At 44.7% G+C, this 17545-nt stretch carries 15 protein-coding genes; 8 read left to right on the top strand and 7 right to left on the bottom strand.

The window, feature by feature from the left end; translation table 11 throughout:
* Together B0I27_RS03840 and B0I27_RS03835 are read right to left on the bottom strand one after the other, a co-directional pair.
* Window positions 1-324, bottom strand: a complete 324-nt coding sequence (locus B0I27_RS03840) for a hypothetical protein (protein ID WP_106291615.1) — start codon at window positions 322-324, stop codon at window positions 1-3.
* Window positions 325-416: 92 nt separating this feature from the next.
* Window positions 417-1616, bottom strand: coding sequence for a porin (locus B0I27_RS03835; protein ID WP_106292095.1), 1200 nt, complete (start codon window positions 1614-1616; stop codon window positions 417-419).
* 156 nt (window positions 1617-1772) lie between these two features.
* On the opposite strand from B0I27_RS03835, the gene B0I27_RS03830 reads away from it, so the two are divergent.
* The gene (locus B0I27_RS03830) at window positions 1773-3548 is read left to right on the top strand and encodes an ABC transporter ATP-binding protein (RefSeq protein ID WP_106291613.1); all 1776 of its coding nucleotides are present in this window, start codon (window positions 1773-1775) and stop codon (window positions 3546-3548) included.
* Between the two features lie 59 nt (window positions 3549-3607).
* Window positions 3608-4486, top strand: coding sequence for a succinate--CoA ligase subunit alpha (sucD, locus tag B0I27_RS03825; RefSeq protein WP_106291611.1), 879 nt, complete (start codon window positions 3608-3610; stop codon window positions 4484-4486).
* A 148-nt stretch (window positions 4487-4634) separates the two neighbouring features.
* Here the strand turns inward: sucD and B0I27_RS03820 are convergent, their stop codons facing one another.
* Together B0I27_RS03820 and B0I27_RS03815 are read right to left on the bottom strand one after the other, a co-directional pair.
* Window positions 4635-6899: an aconitate hydratase gene (locus B0I27_RS03820; protein ID WP_106291609.1), complete on the bottom strand. Its 2265-nt coding sequence runs from the start codon at window positions 6897-6899 to the stop codon at window positions 4635-4637.
* A gap of 173 nt (window positions 6900-7072) precedes the next feature.
* Window positions 7073-7690 (bottom strand): polysaccharide deacetylase family protein, encoded by a 618-nt coding sequence (locus tag B0I27_RS03815; RefSeq protein WP_106291607.1) that lies wholly within the window; start codon window positions 7688-7690, stop codon window positions 7073-7075.
* A 40-nt stretch (window positions 7691-7730) separates the two neighbouring features.
* Here B0I27_RS03815 and B0I27_RS03810 point away from each other — a divergent pair, with 40 nt between their 5' ends.
* From B0I27_RS03810 to B0I27_RS03795, 4 genes are all read left to right on the top strand, one after another.
* Entirely contained in the window at window positions 7731-9179 is a 1449-nt protein-coding gene (locus B0I27_RS03810) for a TolC family protein (protein ID WP_106291605.1), read from the top strand.
* Between the two features lie 15 nt (window positions 9180-9194).
* Window positions 9195-10529: an efflux RND transporter periplasmic adaptor subunit gene (locus B0I27_RS03805; RefSeq protein WP_106291603.1), complete on the top strand. Its 1335-nt coding sequence runs from the start codon at window positions 9195-9197 to the stop codon at window positions 10527-10529.
* 121 nt (window positions 10530-10650) lie between these two features.
* Window positions 10651-11655 carry an NAD(P)H-dependent glycerol-3-phosphate dehydrogenase gene (locus B0I27_RS03800; RefSeq protein WP_106291601.1) on the top strand — a complete coding sequence of 335 codons (1005 nt, stop codon included), beginning with the start codon at window positions 10651-10653 and terminating at the stop codon, window positions 11653-11655.
* 55 nt (window positions 11656-11710) lie between these two features.
* On the top strand, window positions 11711-11974 hold the full coding sequence (locus B0I27_RS03795; RefSeq protein ID WP_106291599.1) for a hypothetical protein: 264 nt from the start codon (window positions 11711-11713) through the stop codon (window positions 11972-11974).
* An 81-nt stretch (window positions 11975-12055) separates the two neighbouring features.
* Here the strand turns inward: B0I27_RS03795 and B0I27_RS03790 are convergent, their stop codons facing one another.
* On the bottom strand, window positions 12056-13861 hold the full coding sequence (locus tag B0I27_RS03790) for a DEAD/DEAH box helicase (protein WP_106291597.1): 1806 nt from the start codon (window positions 13859-13861) through the stop codon (window positions 12056-12058).
* A 91-nt stretch (window positions 13862-13952) separates the two neighbouring features.
* Window positions 13953-14420 carry a DUF4293 domain-containing protein gene (locus B0I27_RS03785; RefSeq protein WP_106291595.1) on the bottom strand — a complete coding sequence of 156 codons (468 nt, stop codon included), beginning with the start codon at window positions 14418-14420 and terminating at the stop codon, window positions 13953-13955.
* A gap of 104 nt (window positions 14421-14524) precedes the next feature.
* Between B0I27_RS03785 and truA the strand changes: the two genes are divergently transcribed.
* On the top strand, window positions 14525-15277 hold the full coding sequence (gene truA / locus B0I27_RS03780) for a tRNA pseudouridine(38-40) synthase TruA (protein WP_106291593.1): 753 nt from the start codon (window positions 14525-14527) through the stop codon (window positions 15275-15277).
* A gap of 163 nt (window positions 15278-15440) precedes the next feature.
* A complete protein-coding gene (locus B0I27_RS03775) occupies window positions 15441-16547 on the top strand; it encodes a M42 family metallopeptidase (RefSeq protein ID WP_106291591.1) in 1107 nt (368 codons plus the stop codon).
* Between the two features lie 106 nt (window positions 16548-16653).
* Here the strand turns inward: B0I27_RS03775 and B0I27_RS03770 are convergent, their stop codons facing one another.
* Window positions 16654-17538, bottom strand: a complete 885-nt coding sequence (locus B0I27_RS03770) for an FKBP-type peptidyl-prolyl cis-trans isomerase (protein WP_106291589.1) — start codon at window positions 17536-17538, stop codon at window positions 16654-16656.
* Between the last annotated feature and the right edge of the window lie 7 nt (window positions 17539-17545).

The following is a 17545-nucleotide window of genomic DNA, read 5'->3' as shown; positions in this document are numbered from 1 at the left end:
TTATGCGTTCGGAGGCGGCGTAGGCACGGAGGGATAAAACACGCGTCGGTGCTTGGTATGATCATCTACAAAGACACGCATGAGAACAAGAACCGGACTTATGGATCCTATCTTGATCGTATTGAGGTTGAGAAATTCCTTTATTGCAGAATCTTTGACATCTGCTGACTTTGGGTGCTCTATCTCCAGTTGCATGATCACTGCGTTCATACTTTTGGAGTCAATATGAGCTATTACCAAAGGCGCTACAGAAATAACCATCTTGCTCATGAAGATGGACAAGAAAATAATGCTGAATACCTTTTTAGCAATGAATCTTCTCATTTAATTCTGTGGTCTCAAACAAATCTAACAAAATAGATCGCCGGTTGTTATTAAAACGCAACCTTTAATAAAAATATTACAGAAAAACAGAATTAAATTCCCAATTCTACCTGAAACAAAGCTCCCCAGTAGTTATTCTTGTTTTGCAAATTCATCTTTCCATCCTCAGTATTATAGTTCAGGTTAAACTGAGCTTTGATCCGATGACTCCTTAGATATTTCGACACACCAAGCTCGAGAACTTCGGTCTTTCGTTCGTAATTAACAGTTTCATCCTCAGGCTGTAGAAGAGAATAACGAAAGGCCGTTTCAAGGTTGTTTCTAAAAAGATAAGAAACCTGATTATTTATTCCCCAGCCATTATAAATATATCTCACATCGCCATCGTCGCTGAAAGTTAGCGGATCGTCCGAATCCCGGCTCATGTATTCAGATTGAAACGCCCAGCCGTTAAACTTGAAAATCAAGTCAAGCATTGCCGTCCCCATATCTCTTGCTGCATAAAGCTCCTTACCAAGTTGCCCGCCTGTACGGTTTGTACGCACGTTATAGCTATAACCAGCCCCTATTGCCAGCTTGGGTGTCTCTTCTCGTTCCAGATCTCCTTCAGAATAGTCACCTTCATTCTTAAACAGTCCCAGAGGAAGTATTTCAGCCCTTCCTGTATAGGCGAGACCATTATCTGAATTGTTCACGCTTCTTCCCTCACCGGTAGATATCGCACCTTTTAACCGATAAGGAACCGAGCCTAGTTGGTTATTATAATACGCCTTTAAACCAAAGTCACGGTCGACTGTGAATGTACCGTTCACGATTGAGCGTTCAGCGAATTGAAGCTGGCCTGATGAGTTAACCCGCTGGCGGTTTCCGGGAAGCTTATTCTGGCCGAAAGCGATATAAAAGTTGTCTGTAAAGTGGTAAAAAACGACAGCATCGCGTACGATATTGGCAATCCCAGTGTTGTCAAAATCCTGATCACTGCGCGTGAAAGCCAGTTGGATGCTATAACCCAGCTTAGGGCTTAGTACATAACCGTCTGCTCTCAAACGCAGGCGCCTCACACGAGCATCAAATTCCGATATTCCAAGGTCGCTTCCTCCGTTCGTATATGCTCCTATCCGGTTTTGCATCCTGAAACGAAAGTTCGCATAAAATGACGAGTCTTTAGTTGCAACTTCCAAACCCTTCATCTTGAAGATCATGGCACGCTCATCAATCTCCCCCTGCGCAAAGGCAAAGCTGCAAGAGAGGAGAGATAGTATTAAAATGAATGGGTATCTTAATTCTGACATGGCTGATGTTTGTTGTGCCGCGAAATTATCAAAGATTAATTTATTAATAGGCTGCCCGATGCATTTTTTACACAACTTGTGCATCCAACGCAAATCAGACTTGTGTGACAGAAGGGGTAAGAAAATTGTGTAATTTCGCGTTCCAATAAGTATCTGATGGCCAAAAAAGCAGGAAAAGCATACGATATCAATTTGTTGAAGCGGATTTATACTTATATAAAGCCCTACAAAAAACAATTCATCTGGTGTGTTATTCTGACCGTATTACTGGCAGCCCTTGCTCCTCTCAGGCCCTTCCTTATTCAGTACGCACTCGACGAGTACGTGTTTGAAAACGACGCACCAGGACTTGGCTTCATGACAATCGTACTGATTCTGCTGCTCGTCTTGCAGACTGTTGTTCAATATTTCCATACATATCTCACTAATAAACTAGGGCAATCAACGATCAGAGACTTGCGAACAAACGTGTTCAACCACATCACGAAACTTAAGCTTCGGTTTTTTGACCGGACGCCTATTGGCCAGCTCATAACAAGAACTGTTTCGGATCTGGAGACGATAGCCGACATCTTTTCAGAAGGGCTGATCGTCATTATAGGCGATATCCTTCAGCTGGTGGCTATCTTGGGAGTAATGCTGTATATCGACTGGAAACTAACGCTGGTAGTATTAATACCGATGCCCTTGCTGATGCTTGCAACCTACATCTTCAAAGAAGCGATCAAATCAGCTTTTCAGGAGGTAAGAACTCAGGTTAGCCATTTAAACACTTTCCTGCAAGAGCACATATCCGGCATGGGCATCATACAGTACTTCGCACGGGAACAACAGGAAATTCACAAGTTCAAAAACATCAATGCGAAACACCGCGATGCACATATCCGCTCAAATTGGTACTATTCTATATTTTTCCCTGTGGTTGAAATCATATCATCGCTTTCCCTGGGACTTCTGGTATGGTACGGCTCCAAATCCATTCTCGAGCACAACGTCTCCCCGGGAGTGATCGTTTCATTCATCATGTTCATCAATCTTATGTACCGCCCTATCCGGGAGCTGGCCGACAAATTCAACACCCTTCAGATGGGCATGGTAGGCGCGGAAAGGGTATTCTCGTTGCTTGACAGCAAAGAGTACGAAGAGGATACAGGAACACTTAGGCAAGGAATAACCACCGGCAAAATTGTCTTCAAAGACGTCTGGTTTTCCTACACAGAGGAAAAGTGGGTTCTAAAAAACATCAATTTTGAGATCAAGCCCGGACAAACGCTGGCCATTGTAGGCGCTACCGGTGCCGGCAAATCCTCAGTTATCAATATCCTCAATCGCTTTTACTCCATTGGTAAGGGTTCGATTGAAATAGACGAGAAGGACATACGGGAATACACTGTCCCTTACCTTCGCTCACAGATTGCAACAGTAATCCAGGATGTATTTCTCTTCTCAGACACCATCGAAAAAAATATCACTTTGGGTAATCCCGACATACCGAGATCTCTCGTTATCCAGGCAGCCAAAGAAGCCGGAGCTCACGATTTTATAGAGAGATTACCAGGCGGATACGACTACAATGTCATGGAACGGGGAGCTACACTGTCTGCGGGACAGGCACAGTTGATCTCCTTTATCCGGGCTTTAATATATAACCCAAAAATCTTGGTCCTTGATGAAGCTACGTCCTCCGTTGATACAGAAACAGAGTTACTGATTCAGTCTACACTCGAAAAGCTCATGAAAGGAAGAACCTCGATCGTGATCGCCCACAGATTGTCGACCGTGCAAAAGGCCGATAAGATCATCGTACTCGACCAGGGCGAGATCCGGGAGATCGGATCACATCAGGAACTACTGAAATTAAATGGACTTTACAAAAGACTGTTTGATCTCCAGTTTAATTCCCTGGGAATCGAAAAAACTACTGTAACCTGACAAAAAGGTTTGGCTTTTAGGCCTATTGTCTTAGTTTTGCATAACTTAAAATCCGACCAATGAGTGTATTAGTTAATAAGAATTCCAAAGTTATCGTCCAGGGCTTCACCGGCAACGAAGGTACGTATCATGCAAGTCAAATGATTGAGTACGGAACCCAGGTTGTAGGTGGTGTTACTCCCGGAAAAGGAGGACAAACACACCTTGACCGACCTGTATTCAACACTGTAAAAGAGGCAGTTGATCAGGCTGGAGCAGACGTATCAATTATCTTTGTACCTCCTGCATTCGCTGCTGACGCAATTCTGGAAGCAGCAGAAGCTGGCATAAAAGTTATTGTTTGTATCACAGAGGGTATCCCTACTAAAGATATGATTCTTGTAAAGGAATATATTGAAGGTAAAGATTGCCGTCTTATCGGCCCGAACTGTCCAGGTATCATTACAGCTGACGAGGCCAAGATTGGCATCATGCCAGGCTTTATATTCAAGAAAGGCTCTATCGGTGTAGTTTCTAAATCAGGAACCTTAACCTATGAAGCGGTTGACCAGGTTGTTAAGGCAGGTCTCGGTATTACAACAGCAATCGGTATCGGAGGCGACCCTATCATTGGAACTCCTACGGTTGAGGCTGTGAAGCTTCTTATGGAAGATCCTGAAACCAAAGGCATCATCATGATCGGTGAGATCGGCGGTGGTATGGAAGCAGAAGCTGCAAGATGGATCAAAGAAAACGGCACTAAGCCCGTCGTTGGCTTCATCGCTGGTCAAACTGCTCCTGCAGGACGCCGTATGGGTCATGCCGGTGCTATTGTTGGTGGCGATGATGATACAGCAGCTGCAAAAATGCGTATCATGACAGAGTGTGGCATTCGCGTAGTCGAGTCACCTGCTGAAATTGGTGCTGCAATGGCAGAAGAATTGGCTAAACTGGGCTAACTCATTGCCCTAACTCACCCCTAAAAAGAAAGTCCCGCTTGAATCATCAATGCGGGACTTTCTTTTTTTGTGCCGGTAAGTAAACCGGCAAGTATAAAAAAAACCTGCTCGGCATAGCCGGCAGGTTTTTTTATATCGATTTCTAAAATTAAATCTTGTTCATGCGAATCAGGTTTAAAGCTGCACCAGCCTTGAACCACTCGATCTGCTGCTCATTATAGGTATGATTCACGGCAAACGACTCTGTTTTGCCATCCTCATGATGAAGAACAACTTTAAGCTGTTTTCCTGGAGCGAAAGAAGTTAAACCTTCAATGTCGATCACGTCATTCTCCTGAATTTTACTGTAATCTGCAGGATCAGCAAAGGTTATACCCAACATCCCCTGTTTCTTTAAATTCGTTTCGTGGATACGAGCGAAAGACTTCACCAAAATCACACGAACACCCAGGTGACGTGGTTCCATAGCAGCATGCTCACGTGATGACCCTTCACCATAGTTCTCATCACCGACAACGATAGTACCGATGTTCGCTGCCTTATAAGCTCTCTGAGTAGCAGGAACCGGACCATATTCGCCGGTCAACTGATTCTTAACAGAATCTGTTTGCTCTGTAAAGTAATTTACAGCACCGATAAGCATGTTGTTAGAAATATTGTCAATATGACCTCTGAACTTCAACCATGGACCAGCCATAGAAATATGGTCAGTAGTACACTTACCTTTTGCTTTGATCAGAAGGCGAAGACCTTTAAGATCTGTTCCTTCCCAAGCCGGGAATGGAGCCAGTAACTGAAGTCTGCTTGACGCTTCGTCAACAATAACGTTAACCGCGCTACCGTCTTCTGCCGGAGCCTGATAACCAGCATCTTCTACTGCATAACCTTTGATAGGCATTTCCAGTCCCTGTGGCTCGTCCAAACGAACCGACTCACCCTTTTGATTAACAAGCGTATCAGTCAGCGGGTTGAAAGTCAGGTCACCTGCTATGGCCAATGCCGTTACAATCTCCGGCGATGCTACGAAAGCATGCGTATTGGGGTTACCGTCATTACGCTTCGCGAAGTTTCTGTTGAAGGACGTAATGATGGAGTTTCTGCGGGCAGGATCATCTGTGTGACGAGCCCACTGACCGATACACGGACCACAAGCATTCGCCAGTACAACACCACCAATCTTCTCGAAAGTGTCCAGGTAACCATCGCGTTCAACCGTATATCTTACCAGCTCAGAACCTGGAGTAACCGTGTACTCAGCTTTTGTTAAAAGATCTTTATCAACAGCCTGTTGAGCAAGAGACGCAGCTCTCGTAATATCTTCGTAAGAAGAGTTTGTACAAGAACCGATCAAACCAACTTCCAGTTTCGCAGGCCAGTTATGTTCTTTAACAGCAGCAGCAAATTTAGAAATAGGCCATGCCAGGTCTGGAGTAAATGGACCGTTAATATGTGGCTCAAGCTCAGAAAGATTAATTTCGATTACCTGATCGAAGTATTGCTCAGGATTAGCATAAACCTCATCATCACCAGTCAGATGAGCTTTTACCTGGTTTGCAAGGTCAGCGATATCACCTCTTGATGTACCACGCAGGTAATCTTCAGCTTTCTCATCATATCCGAAGATAGACGTAGTAGCACCGATTTCTGCACCCATATTACAGATGGTAGCTTTACCTGTTGCAGATAATGAGCGAGCGCCCTCTCCAAAGTATTCAACGATACATCCGGTTCCACCTTTAACGGTAAGAACACCGGCAACTTTTAGGATAACGTCTTTAGCTGAAGTCCAACCAGACATCTTTCCGGTCAACTTTACACCGATCAGCTTAGGGAACTTCAACTCCCATGCAAAACCAGCCATCACGTCGCAAGCGTCAGCACCACCAACACCAATCGCGATCATACCCAGGCCACCTGCATTGGGTGTATGAGAGTCGGTACCGATCATCATTCCACCAGGGAAAGCGTAATTCTCCAGAACTACCTGGTGAATAATACCTGCTCCCGGCTTCCAGAAACCAAGGCCGTATTTATTACAAACAGAAGAAAGGAAATCATAAACTTCCTTGTTAGTATTATTAGCAATAGCCAAATCCTCGGTAGCACCAATCTTAGCCTGGATCAAGTGATCACAATGTACTGTTGAAGGCACAGCAACCTGAGGTCTGCCTGCCTGCATGAATTGCAAAAGAGCCATCTGCGCTGTCGCATCCTGCATCGCTACGCGGTCAGGTGCAAAATCAACATAAGATGTCCCACGGGTATATACCTCCTCCGGATTACCGTTCCACAAATGAGAGTAAAGGATTTTTTCGGTTAGGGTAAGGGGTTTTCCAACAACTTTCTTGGCAGCTTCAATACGGCTTTCCAAATTGCTGTAAACCTTCTGGATCATTTCTATATCAAATGCCATTATGATTTTTGTATTAAGGGGTTTACATATAAAGAACTAACCTACTTAGGTTAAATTCATGCGAATTTACAAAAAATGAATGAGAGCCTGACCTGTATCATATTACAATTATTATTTGGAAAAGTTCTAATTAAGGTTACAACAAGTATTTACAACGGGCATTAAACCAGAACTCACAACTTTTCAAAAACATATCCTTTATCCTTCCAAATCTTCAAGGCCCTGGGCAGCACATATTCGAGGCGATCAAAGGCTTTCAAACTATCGTGAAAAACAATTATCGCACCCGGCCGCGTATGCTTAATCACATTTTCAAGACACTTTTCCGGACTAAGCTGCTGATCAAAATCACCCGAAAGCACGTCCCACATAATAATCTGCATATTTGGAAATGCCTCCTTCAAGCGGCCGATCTGCGATTTCCGGATCCGGCCATAAGGTGGACGCAGTAAATCAGACCTAACCAGCGCAGCGCAGTCCCTGATATTATCCAGATAAACGTCATCGTCAGTATCCCAACCCTTTAAATGATTGAACGTATGATTACCTATACGGTGCCCCGCTTCCTTCAAGCGCTGAAAAACCTCGGGATGTTTTCTTATATTATCCCCGATACAAAAGAAAGTAGCTGGAGCCTCATACATTTTCAATGTATTAATGACGAAGTCTGTAACAATTGGAATAGGACCATCGTCAAAGGTGATGTAAATCTTGTTCAAATCGTTTAACTTCCTCCATACAAGAGAAGGGTAGATAAGTCGCAGCCAAAAAGGAGTTTTTACGAGATACATATTATAGAGAATGTGCAATACTACAAATTATTAGCCTGAAATGACCCTCAGAAGATCCCCCTTTAAAACCGGCATAGCGGCATTTGCATTTGCCTTTTGCACGCTTGCATCAGGCACCGCTCTTGCACAGGAAAGCATCACGCTGGAACAGGCCGTCGCTTTAACCTTGCAGAATAATCTGCAAATCAAGCAGGCCCAACTGAGTGAAGCCCTTTCAGACGAAAACTTGAAAGAATCGAAGCTATTCTTCTACCCCACCCTGAACGCAGGAGGGAATCTCAACTTCAACTTCGGACGGAACGTAGACCCCTTAACCTATGAGTTCGTCAATCAGCAAACCACTTCGTCTAACGGAAACATCAGCACCTCCGTGCCCATCTTCCAGGGATTCAGACTCTGGCACCAGGTGTCGCAGTACAAATACCAGCTGGAAGCTGATAAAAGCAATACCCGCAAGATTCAGAATGACCTCTCGCTTACCGTTGTAACGACGTATCTACAGGTTCTCAGCAATGAAGACCTGCTGCTCGCCTCGCAACAGCAACTTCAGCTCGCCAAACTTCAGTTGGACAGGGAGCAAAAACAGTTTGATGTGGGAAGCAAAACGCTTGCTGACCTTTCCCAGGCAAAGGCGCAATTCGCAACCGCAGAACTAAATGTTACCAATTCGTTAAATCAGCTGGAGATCAGTAAACTGAATCTCGCACAACTTATGGAACGCGACCCCGCAGCTCAGTTCAGCGTGGTTAAGCCGGTAATCAATGAAATCGGAGAGATCAATTCCAAATACGCGGCGGCAGAGATATATGCTAAGGCAGCGGACAATTATCCGGATGTCAGGCTTGCACAAAACAGGTCACTGGCGGCACTGAAGGCAGTAGACGTCGCAAAATCATCCCTATATCCGCGCCTGTCTTTCAGCGGAAGCATAGGATCCGGTTATTCCAATAACAGACAGCACCTGGTTAGTCGCGAGTTAACGGGGCAGAATACTGTTATAGGCTTCCTGGAGGGTACAAATCAACGTGTGCTAACACCCGAGTTTGCCAGCACTTTTGAAAAAACAAATTTCAAAGATCAGCTCGACGAAAACTTCAATCAAACGATCGGTCTGACGCTGAGCATTCCCATATTCAACAGCTACTCCGCCCGCATAGGAGTAAGACGTGCCAAGATAAGCTATCAGAACGCCAAGGTCACCGAACAACTGGCCCGCAATAATTTCAATAAAGTCATCTATCAGGCCGTGACGGACCTCAGAGCGGCGCAAAGTCGTTTCCTCTCTGCTTCCAGTGCCTTCGAATCATCAAAGACCGCATTTGACGCCATCAGCAAACGATACGACGTCGGTCTCGTTAATTCACTGGACTTCAACCAGGCGCAAACGGACCTCAATCAAAAGCAGTTTGATGTTATACAGGCCCGGTATGACCTCATTTTCAGAAATAAAATTATCGACTTTTATCTCGGTAATCCCTTAACATTTTAATATAAAGCCCACCAAATGGAACCCAAAAAGAGAAAAAAACGCACCATCAGATACGTCATTATCGGAGTTGTATGTATAGTTGTCTTACTCGCTATTGCATCCAAAATGGGTTGGATAGGCTCAGGTGATAAGGTCCTGGTAGCTACCGAAAAGGCCGAAAAAAGAACCATCATTGAAACCGTATCCGCAAGCGGAAAGATACAGGCAGAAGTGGAGGTCAAGCTCAGCTCTGAGGTTTCCGGCGAAATAGTAAAACTGGATGTGAAAGAAGGCGATGTAGTAAAGAAAGGCCAGCTGCTATGCAAGATCAGACCTGATATCCTGCAATCAGGATATGACCGGGCAGTTGCTTCCCTCAATACCCAGAGAGCTTCCCTGGCCTCCGCACGTCAACAACTGAAACAAGCCGAAGCAACTTTCAAAAACACCCAGGCCAGCTACAAGCGCAGCACCGAGTTGTTCAAGCAGAAAGTCCTTTCCGCCGCCGAATACGACGCAGCTCAGGCCGAATATCAAAGTGCAAGAGCTAACCTGGAGGCACTGCGTCAGAATATCATTGGTTCAGGCTACGGCGTTCAACAATCACAGGCTCTTGTAAAGGAAGCCGCAGATAACCTCGATCGTACAACGATCTATGCACCTGTTGATGGTGTCGTATCCAAACTAGCGGTAGAACTCGGAGAACGGGTGGTTGGTACCGCCCAGATGGCCGGAACCGAAATTATGCGTATTTCTAACCTCAATTCCATGGAGGTAAATGTCAATGTAAACGAGAACGACATCAACCGCGTATCTGTGGGAGATCTTGCAGATATCGAAGTCGACGCCTTTCAGGAAAAGAAATTTCAGGGCAAGGTCACCGAAATAGCAAGTTCTGCCAACATCGTTGGCGAAAGCACCGATCAGGTGACCAACTTCAGCGTCAAAATCCGGATTCTACCTGAGTCCTACGCCGCCTACATGAAAGACAGGGAACAGGCAAAGTCTCCCTTTCTTCCCGGCCTCTCCGCGACTGTCGACATTCAAACGGAAAAAGCCACAGCTATCTCAGTTCCTATTCAGTCAGTAACCACCCGCGAAGAAATGAACGCCACCGCACAGAAGAAAGATAGCAAAGAAAAGGCCAAGGTAAAAGAATACGTCTTCACCTATGCGAATGGCCTGGTCAGACAAATTCCGGTAACAACAGGCATCCAGAACGACACCTATATTCAAATTAAGGGCGGACTTAAAGGCAACGAAGAGATCGTCGCTGCACCCTTCAGCGCAATTTCCAAAACACTTAAGGATAGCATCGCTGTTGAAAAAGTAAGTCGCGATAAACTGTTTGAAGGCGAACCTAAGAAGTAGAAGCCGGTCATGCAAACCACTTCCTGCTTCTTAGACTCCTAATGTTAGCCTCACATCCTTTTGGTAAAACCAAATGGGCAGAAGATTTGCATTTAAATTCGTAAACTTGCGGTTTTCAGTTATGGATACGAGCACAAAAATAGCAGTTATAGGGGGAGGAAGCTGGGCTACAGCTAACATCAAGATGTTGACTGATAACAGAAATCCGAAGGAGATCTTCTGGTGGATGCGCGACGAAGAAAATATAGAGCACATAAAAAAATACAAGCATAACGGAAGCTATCTCAGCTCCATTGAGATAAAAGTACCCGCAACCAATATCACGAGCAACCTCGCTGAGGTCGTTGAGAAATGCGATATGATCCTGCTCAATATCCCGGCAGCCTTTTTAAAGGAAGTGCTATCGACGTTAAATCCTGATAGTTTCAAAGGAAAAAAAGTCATCTCTGCTATTAAGGGATTTATCCCGGAAGACAACATGATCATCGGCGAGTTCATGAACAAAAGCTTTCAGATTCCTTTTGAAGACATCGTTGTACTCAGCGGACCTTGTCATGCAGAAGAAGTAGCTTTAGAGAAGCTTTCCTATCTTACCATCGCTTCTCCCGATCAGGCGCTAGCTACGGAGTTCGCCAATCTCGTCAATACCCGCTATATCAAAACCAATGTATCCGATGACATTTACGGTACAGAGTATGCCGCCGTGCTTAAGAATATCTATGCAGTGGCGAGCGGTATCTGCCATGGCGTAGGTTATGGCGACAATTTCCAATCGGTTCTCATATCCAATGCTATTCAGGAGATCAGCCGCTTCGTAAACGCGGTTCACCCTATTGATCGGGACATTAAGGAATCGGCCTACCTCGGCGACCTTCTGGTGACTGCCTATTCCCAGTTCAGTCGCAACCGGACTTTCGGAAATATGATCGGTAAGGGATACAATGTTCGCTCTGCACAATTAGAAATGAACATGGTGGCCGAAGGCTACTACGCCTCGAAGTCGTTACACCACATTAACAAACAATACAAAGTTAACATGCCGATATGCAGAGCTGTTTATGCTATTCTCTATGAGAAGCACTCTCCTTCCATCGAAATGAAACTCCTTGCAGATCAACTTTCCTGATTTTGATCAAACTTTCCTCATGGTAATACTGTTTAATCTGTAAACCTATATAACCATGAAAAATGTGATCATCTGGAGTGTAATAGCAGGAGCTGCCTCCGCAGCAATAATCGCCCTTATGTATAAAAGAGAAGAGGCCGATCAACTTCTGCATTCAGCAAAAGGACTAGGCAACCGTCTCGTACAATATGGCAACAAACTGAAAGACCGCTTTCTTCACCATGTCAAAGGTCCGAACGGAGAAGATGTCTATATAGATATGTACGACAGGCAATTCTACGAAAACGAAGAAGGAAAAAGAGTTTATCTTGCAGATTAATCAAAAAATAAAGAGTCCCTCAAATAAACAACATAAAAAAGCGGCCACTGATAAACTCAATGGCCGCTTTTTTATGTATGCTTAGAAACGTTTCCGTCGCTCGCGATCTCCACCTGAAGACCTGCTGCTGCTTCCTCCACGATCATCTCTGCGTTTCCCTGAGAAATCACGGTAACCACCGCTACGCTCACGACTGCCGCTGCTACCGCTGCTACGACGCTCGCGACTGCCGCCACCGCCTTCGCGGCCACCACCGTCACGATCACCTGCAAGTTCGATACGAACATCGCGGCCCTTGAAATCAACAGATTTAAAGTTCTGCTGAACAGTTTCTGCAACCGAGTTTTCTACTTCGAAAAATGTATAAACACCTTTCAAATCGATCTTACCGATAGCTTTTCCACTGATCTTCGCATTATTACAAATGAAGCCCAGCATATCACCGCGTGTAAAATCATCTACAGATCCCAGATTGATAAACAACCTGGTGTAGTCGCTATTTGCAGCGCGTCCAGCTCTTGGAACACGCTCACCACGCTCACTAAAGCGATCGTCTTGTTGCGGTGCATTCAGATCCGGAGCATTCTTGTAATAATCAAGAAAACGGTTGAACTCAAGAGAAGCAAAACGCTTGATCACTTCCTCTTTTGTCAGCTCAGCGAAATCAGCCATAATCCTTGGGATATAGGATTCAATCTGCGCTTCGTTTACCTCAACATTATGCACACGGTGTATTAAAGCAAAAAGCTGTTTCTCACAAACATCAAATCCGCTTGGGACCTCGATCTTGGTGAACTTCTTACCAATAACACGCTCAATCTGTCTGATCTTTCCAACCTCTTTCGAGTTGATGATCGCGATAGAAACACCAGACTTACCAGCACGCGCCGTACGGCCACTTCGGTGAGTATAGTTCTCAATCTCATCAGGAAGAGAGTAATTGATTACGTGAGTAACATCATTTACGTCAATTCCACGAGCCGCTACGTCAGTCGCGATCAGCAACTGAAGGCTTCTTTCGCGGTAACGTTTCATTACCTTATCACGTTGTTGCTGAGAAAGGTCTCCATGTAAAGAGTCGGCGTTATAGCCGTCTTTAATCAAGGACTCAGCAATCTCCTGCGTCTCGATCTTGGTACGACAAAATACGATACCGAAGATCTCAGGGTTGAAATCCACAATCCTTTTGAACGCAGCGTATTTATCACGGGCACGTACAATGAAGTACTCATGATCAATATTAGCATTACCTGTATTTTGTTTACCCATGGTTAATTCATGCGGATCAGTCATGTATTTCTTAGCGATCCGACGAACCTCTGCAGGCATAGTTGCAGAGAACAACCAGGTTTTCTTGTCGTTAGGAGTGGTAGAAAGAATCACGTCGATATCTTCCTGGAATCCCATATTGAGCATCTCATCCGCTTCGTCCAAAACAACATAGCGAACCTTAGAAAAATCAATAGCCTTACGATTGATGATATCAAGCATACGACCCGGGGTAGCAACAACGATTTGTACGCCGCGCTTAATCTGCCGAAGCTGATCAGTAATACTTGCGCCACCGTAAACAGCGACAACATTTACATTACTTAAATTTTTTGAATAATTCTTTATGTCATTGGTAATCTGTAGACACAACTCACGGGTCGGACACAAAATAAGCGCCTGTGGGTAATTCTGTTCAAAGTCTACTAGTTCTAACAAGGGAAGGCCGAAGGCCGCAGTTTTCCCTGTGCCGGTTTGGGCTAATCCGACAAAATCGTTGCTGCCTGAAAGTAAAACCGGGATCGATTGTTCCTGGATTGGCGTGGGATTTTCAAATCCCAGATCAGTTATGGCATTAACAATATCATGACGGATACCCAGGGTACTAAATGGGTTCATGATAACAATAAAAAACCGACTGTATTGCCGGTATTCTACAAAGATAATAAAAAATTTAAAAAAAACAGGCTCTCAACACGTATTTCGCGTGTTATCTTAGGCGATCGGCAGATTTCAATAGCTTGATATCACTTCGTATTCCTCTCAAAGCCAATATTATAAATAAAATGGACAATGGAATAAAGATGATACCCAGGCCGTAGTTTTGAAACTGCAGCTGCACATCACCCAAAGATGCGGTAGCTGTAGTGGCCAGCCAGAAACTGTAAGCGAGAATCGACAGAATTGCGACATATCCGGTCACGATCTGACGCTTTCTATCCTTATACATAAAAACCATGACCAGAGGTACCAAAGCCAGTAACACCGTCACAATAGTGATCAACGTGAAATCTTCCGTTTTCACAATCTGTCCGCCAATATTTTCATAGATCCCGGTAACCTTAATTACCTTGGGAGTTCCCATAGCGTTGAAGATCTGCAAATACGGGAATAAAAAAAGAAGGAGAATCATGGTGGTCGATAAGAACAACCACAGGGTTTGGATACGTTGTAGCATAATTTAATCGTGTCTGCTAAAATACATATTATGTTGAAAGGATGGACTCAGGCCAAGAACAAAAATAGTCTCTAATTAGTTTTGTATGATTATTTTTGACCGATATGCGGTATTTTGCTGAACTCGCCTATGACGGCACTTCTTTTCACGGATGGCAGATCCAGCCCAACGCTTATACCGTTCAGGAAGCTCTGGACAAGGCACTATCGACCATCCTACGGCAAAAAATTGAAACGCTCGGATGCGGCAGAACCGATACGGGCGTCCATGCCAGCGAATTCTTCGCGCACTTCAATGCCGAGTCCAGGCCCCATCAGCATGATCTCCTTAGCAGGAAGTTCTTAAACAGCCTGAACTCGTTACTACCCTATCAGGTTGCGGTCAAGCGGATAATTCAGACCGACCCCGAAGCCCATGCCCGCTTTGATGCCACGCTTCGTTCCTACCAGTATCACATCCACCGGCGTAAAGATCCGTTTAAATATAACCGCTCCTGGCTGCTGCAAGACAAACTTGATATCTCCAAAATGAATCAGGCGGCTCAGTACATGATGGCCTACACAGACTTCAGCGCCTTCAGCAAATCAAACACACAGGTTTTCACCAATAACTGTAAGATCACCCGGGCCGTTTGGATCGAAGAGGGCGATAATCTGGTCTTCCACATTTCCGCAGATCGCTTCCTTAGAAATATGGTCAGAGCCATTGTTGGCACCCTTGTCCTGATCGGCAAAGGAATCACCCCCCCTGAAAGCATTCACGATATCATAGAGAGCAAAAACCGTTCAAACGCCGGAAGTTCTGTTCCTGCCTGCGGTCTCTACCTTACTGAAGTGAAATACCCTTACATTTCCTGAGTTCAGAGAAGCTTCGATCAGCACTAATGGTGTTTGACATAGATAAAAGACACGATCATTCACTGATTATTCCCAGCCTTTGTAATCACAGCGTTGTTTTTAAGACAAACCTTCGCAGGCAAATTTCAATTAGCTAATTTTGACAATCAGATAATTACGATTTATGGCTAACGACAATAAAAAAGAACACGTTCAGGTCGTGACCGACAAGTCACTTCAATTTTTAGAAACATATATCAACAACCCCTCACCTACCGGATTTGAGTGGGAAGGACAGCGCCTTTGGTTAGATTATATCAAACCCTACGCAGATTCTCACTTTGTAGACAACTACGGCACAGCGGTAGCAGTGATCAATCCTGAAGCCGAATTCAAGGTGGTGATCGAAGCACACTCCGATGAAATTTCCTGGTTTGTCAACTACATCAGCAAAGACGGTTTGATCTATGTTATCCGCAATGGCGGTTCTGACCATCAGATCGCACCTTCCAAGCGCGTGAATATTCATACCGACAAAGGAACTGTTAAAGCCGTATTCGGATGGCCAGCCATTCATACCCGCAGTGGAGAAAAAGAAGAAGCACCAACGTTAAAAAATATTTTCCTTGATTGCGGCTGTACATCACAGGAAGAAGTCGAGGCCCTGGGTATTCACGTGGGCTGCGTAATCACCTACGAAGATGAATTCATGGTGTTGAATAACCGCTATTATCTTGGCAGAGCCCTGGACAACCGTGTCGGTGGCTTCATGATTGCCGAAGTAGCACGACTGCTTAAAGAAAACAACAAAAAACTACCTTTCGGCCTTTATATCGTCAATGCTGTACAAGAGGAAGTTGGACTTCGCGGTGCGGAAATGATCGCCAACCGAATCAAACCCAACCTGGCTATCGTGACAGACGTAACACACGACACCCAGACACCGATGATCAACAAAGTCACTCAGGGTGACCTTTCATGCGGAAAAGGCCCGGTATTATCTTACGCACCTTCCGTTCAGATCAATTTCAATAAGCTGTTGGTGAAAACTGCCGAAGAGAACCAGATCCCTTTCCAAAGACAGGCATCATCGCGTTGGACAGGAACAGACACCGACGCCTTCGCCTATTCAAACAACGGCGTGGTATCCGCACTGATCTCTCTTCCCCTGCGCTACATGCACACCACAGTGGAGATGGTTCACAAGGAAGATGTAGACAATGTCATCAGCCTGATCTATCATACGTTGCTGAACATTGATCCCGAACATGATTTTCGTTCGATAAAATAAACCGGCTAAGGAGTCGTTATAATAATTCATAGGACAACAAAAAGGGCAGCGAATTCTTGATTTGCTGCCCTTTTAATATTTACAAGACGATTATACCTTGAGGGTCTTAACGTCCAACCTTGGTTACCTTAACCTCAAAATCAAGCGGCGCAAAAGCCGGAATTGATACCTGTCCTACTGAACTGGCCGGCGATCCGGCTAATCCATAAGAAAAAGATGACGGTGCTATGAAGCGTATTGATCCGCCTTCCTTGATAAGAGGAACTGCCTTTTGCCAGGATGGGATGTAGCCCGAAAGAACAGTAGACACGCCTTCATTCGTTTCGAATACGGTACCATTCAGCAATCTCCCAGTATAATTGAACGTAATCGTAGAGTCCGGTTCTATCGTTTTAGACCCGGCGCCCGGCTCGGTGATCTTATACCAGATGTTATCGGCAGATTTGCTAAACCCGGTAAGCGAGTTTTTGCTCAGATAATTCTGAATTACCGCATCCTCATACTCCGCCAGTTTGGCTTTCTCCAAAACCTTAACCGTATAATCCAGGCTTGCATTTCCCGGAATCTGTCCACTTCCATTTCTACCATAAGCTTTGCGCGAAGGCACGAGTACACGAATCGTTCCTCCTTCCTTCTTCAAATTAGCCTTTATCGTTTCTCTCAGCACATCTGGAGTATAATAACCGAATCGACCCGCGTAATGGTTAACGAAAGTATCCTGAGAGGTATACTTACCGTCCAGGGACTTTACCGTATAAATCAATGGAAGCTGTTGGGTATAATCCAAATCAGGTCCCTTACCCTCACTTACAACAGAATAGTATGCACCCGTAGTATCAAACTTCTGCATAGACAGGTTATTCGCACTTATATACGCCTGTATGTTTGTGTCATCTTCTTCCGAGATGGAAGCATATTCTTTTGTACAAGCGCTAATTACAGCAACAAAAGCAAGGGCTATTAAAAAAGAATATCTATTAATCAAATTCATCAATTAT

This window comes from Arcticibacter pallidicorallinus (assembly GCF_003002875.1).
Classification (GTDB): Bacteria; Bacteroidota; Bacteroidia; order Sphingobacteriales; family Sphingobacteriaceae; genus Arcticibacter; species Arcticibacter pallidicorallinus.
The sequence above is the reverse complement of the archived record's forward strand: the minus strand, read 5'-3'. Positions and strand labels throughout refer to the sequence as shown.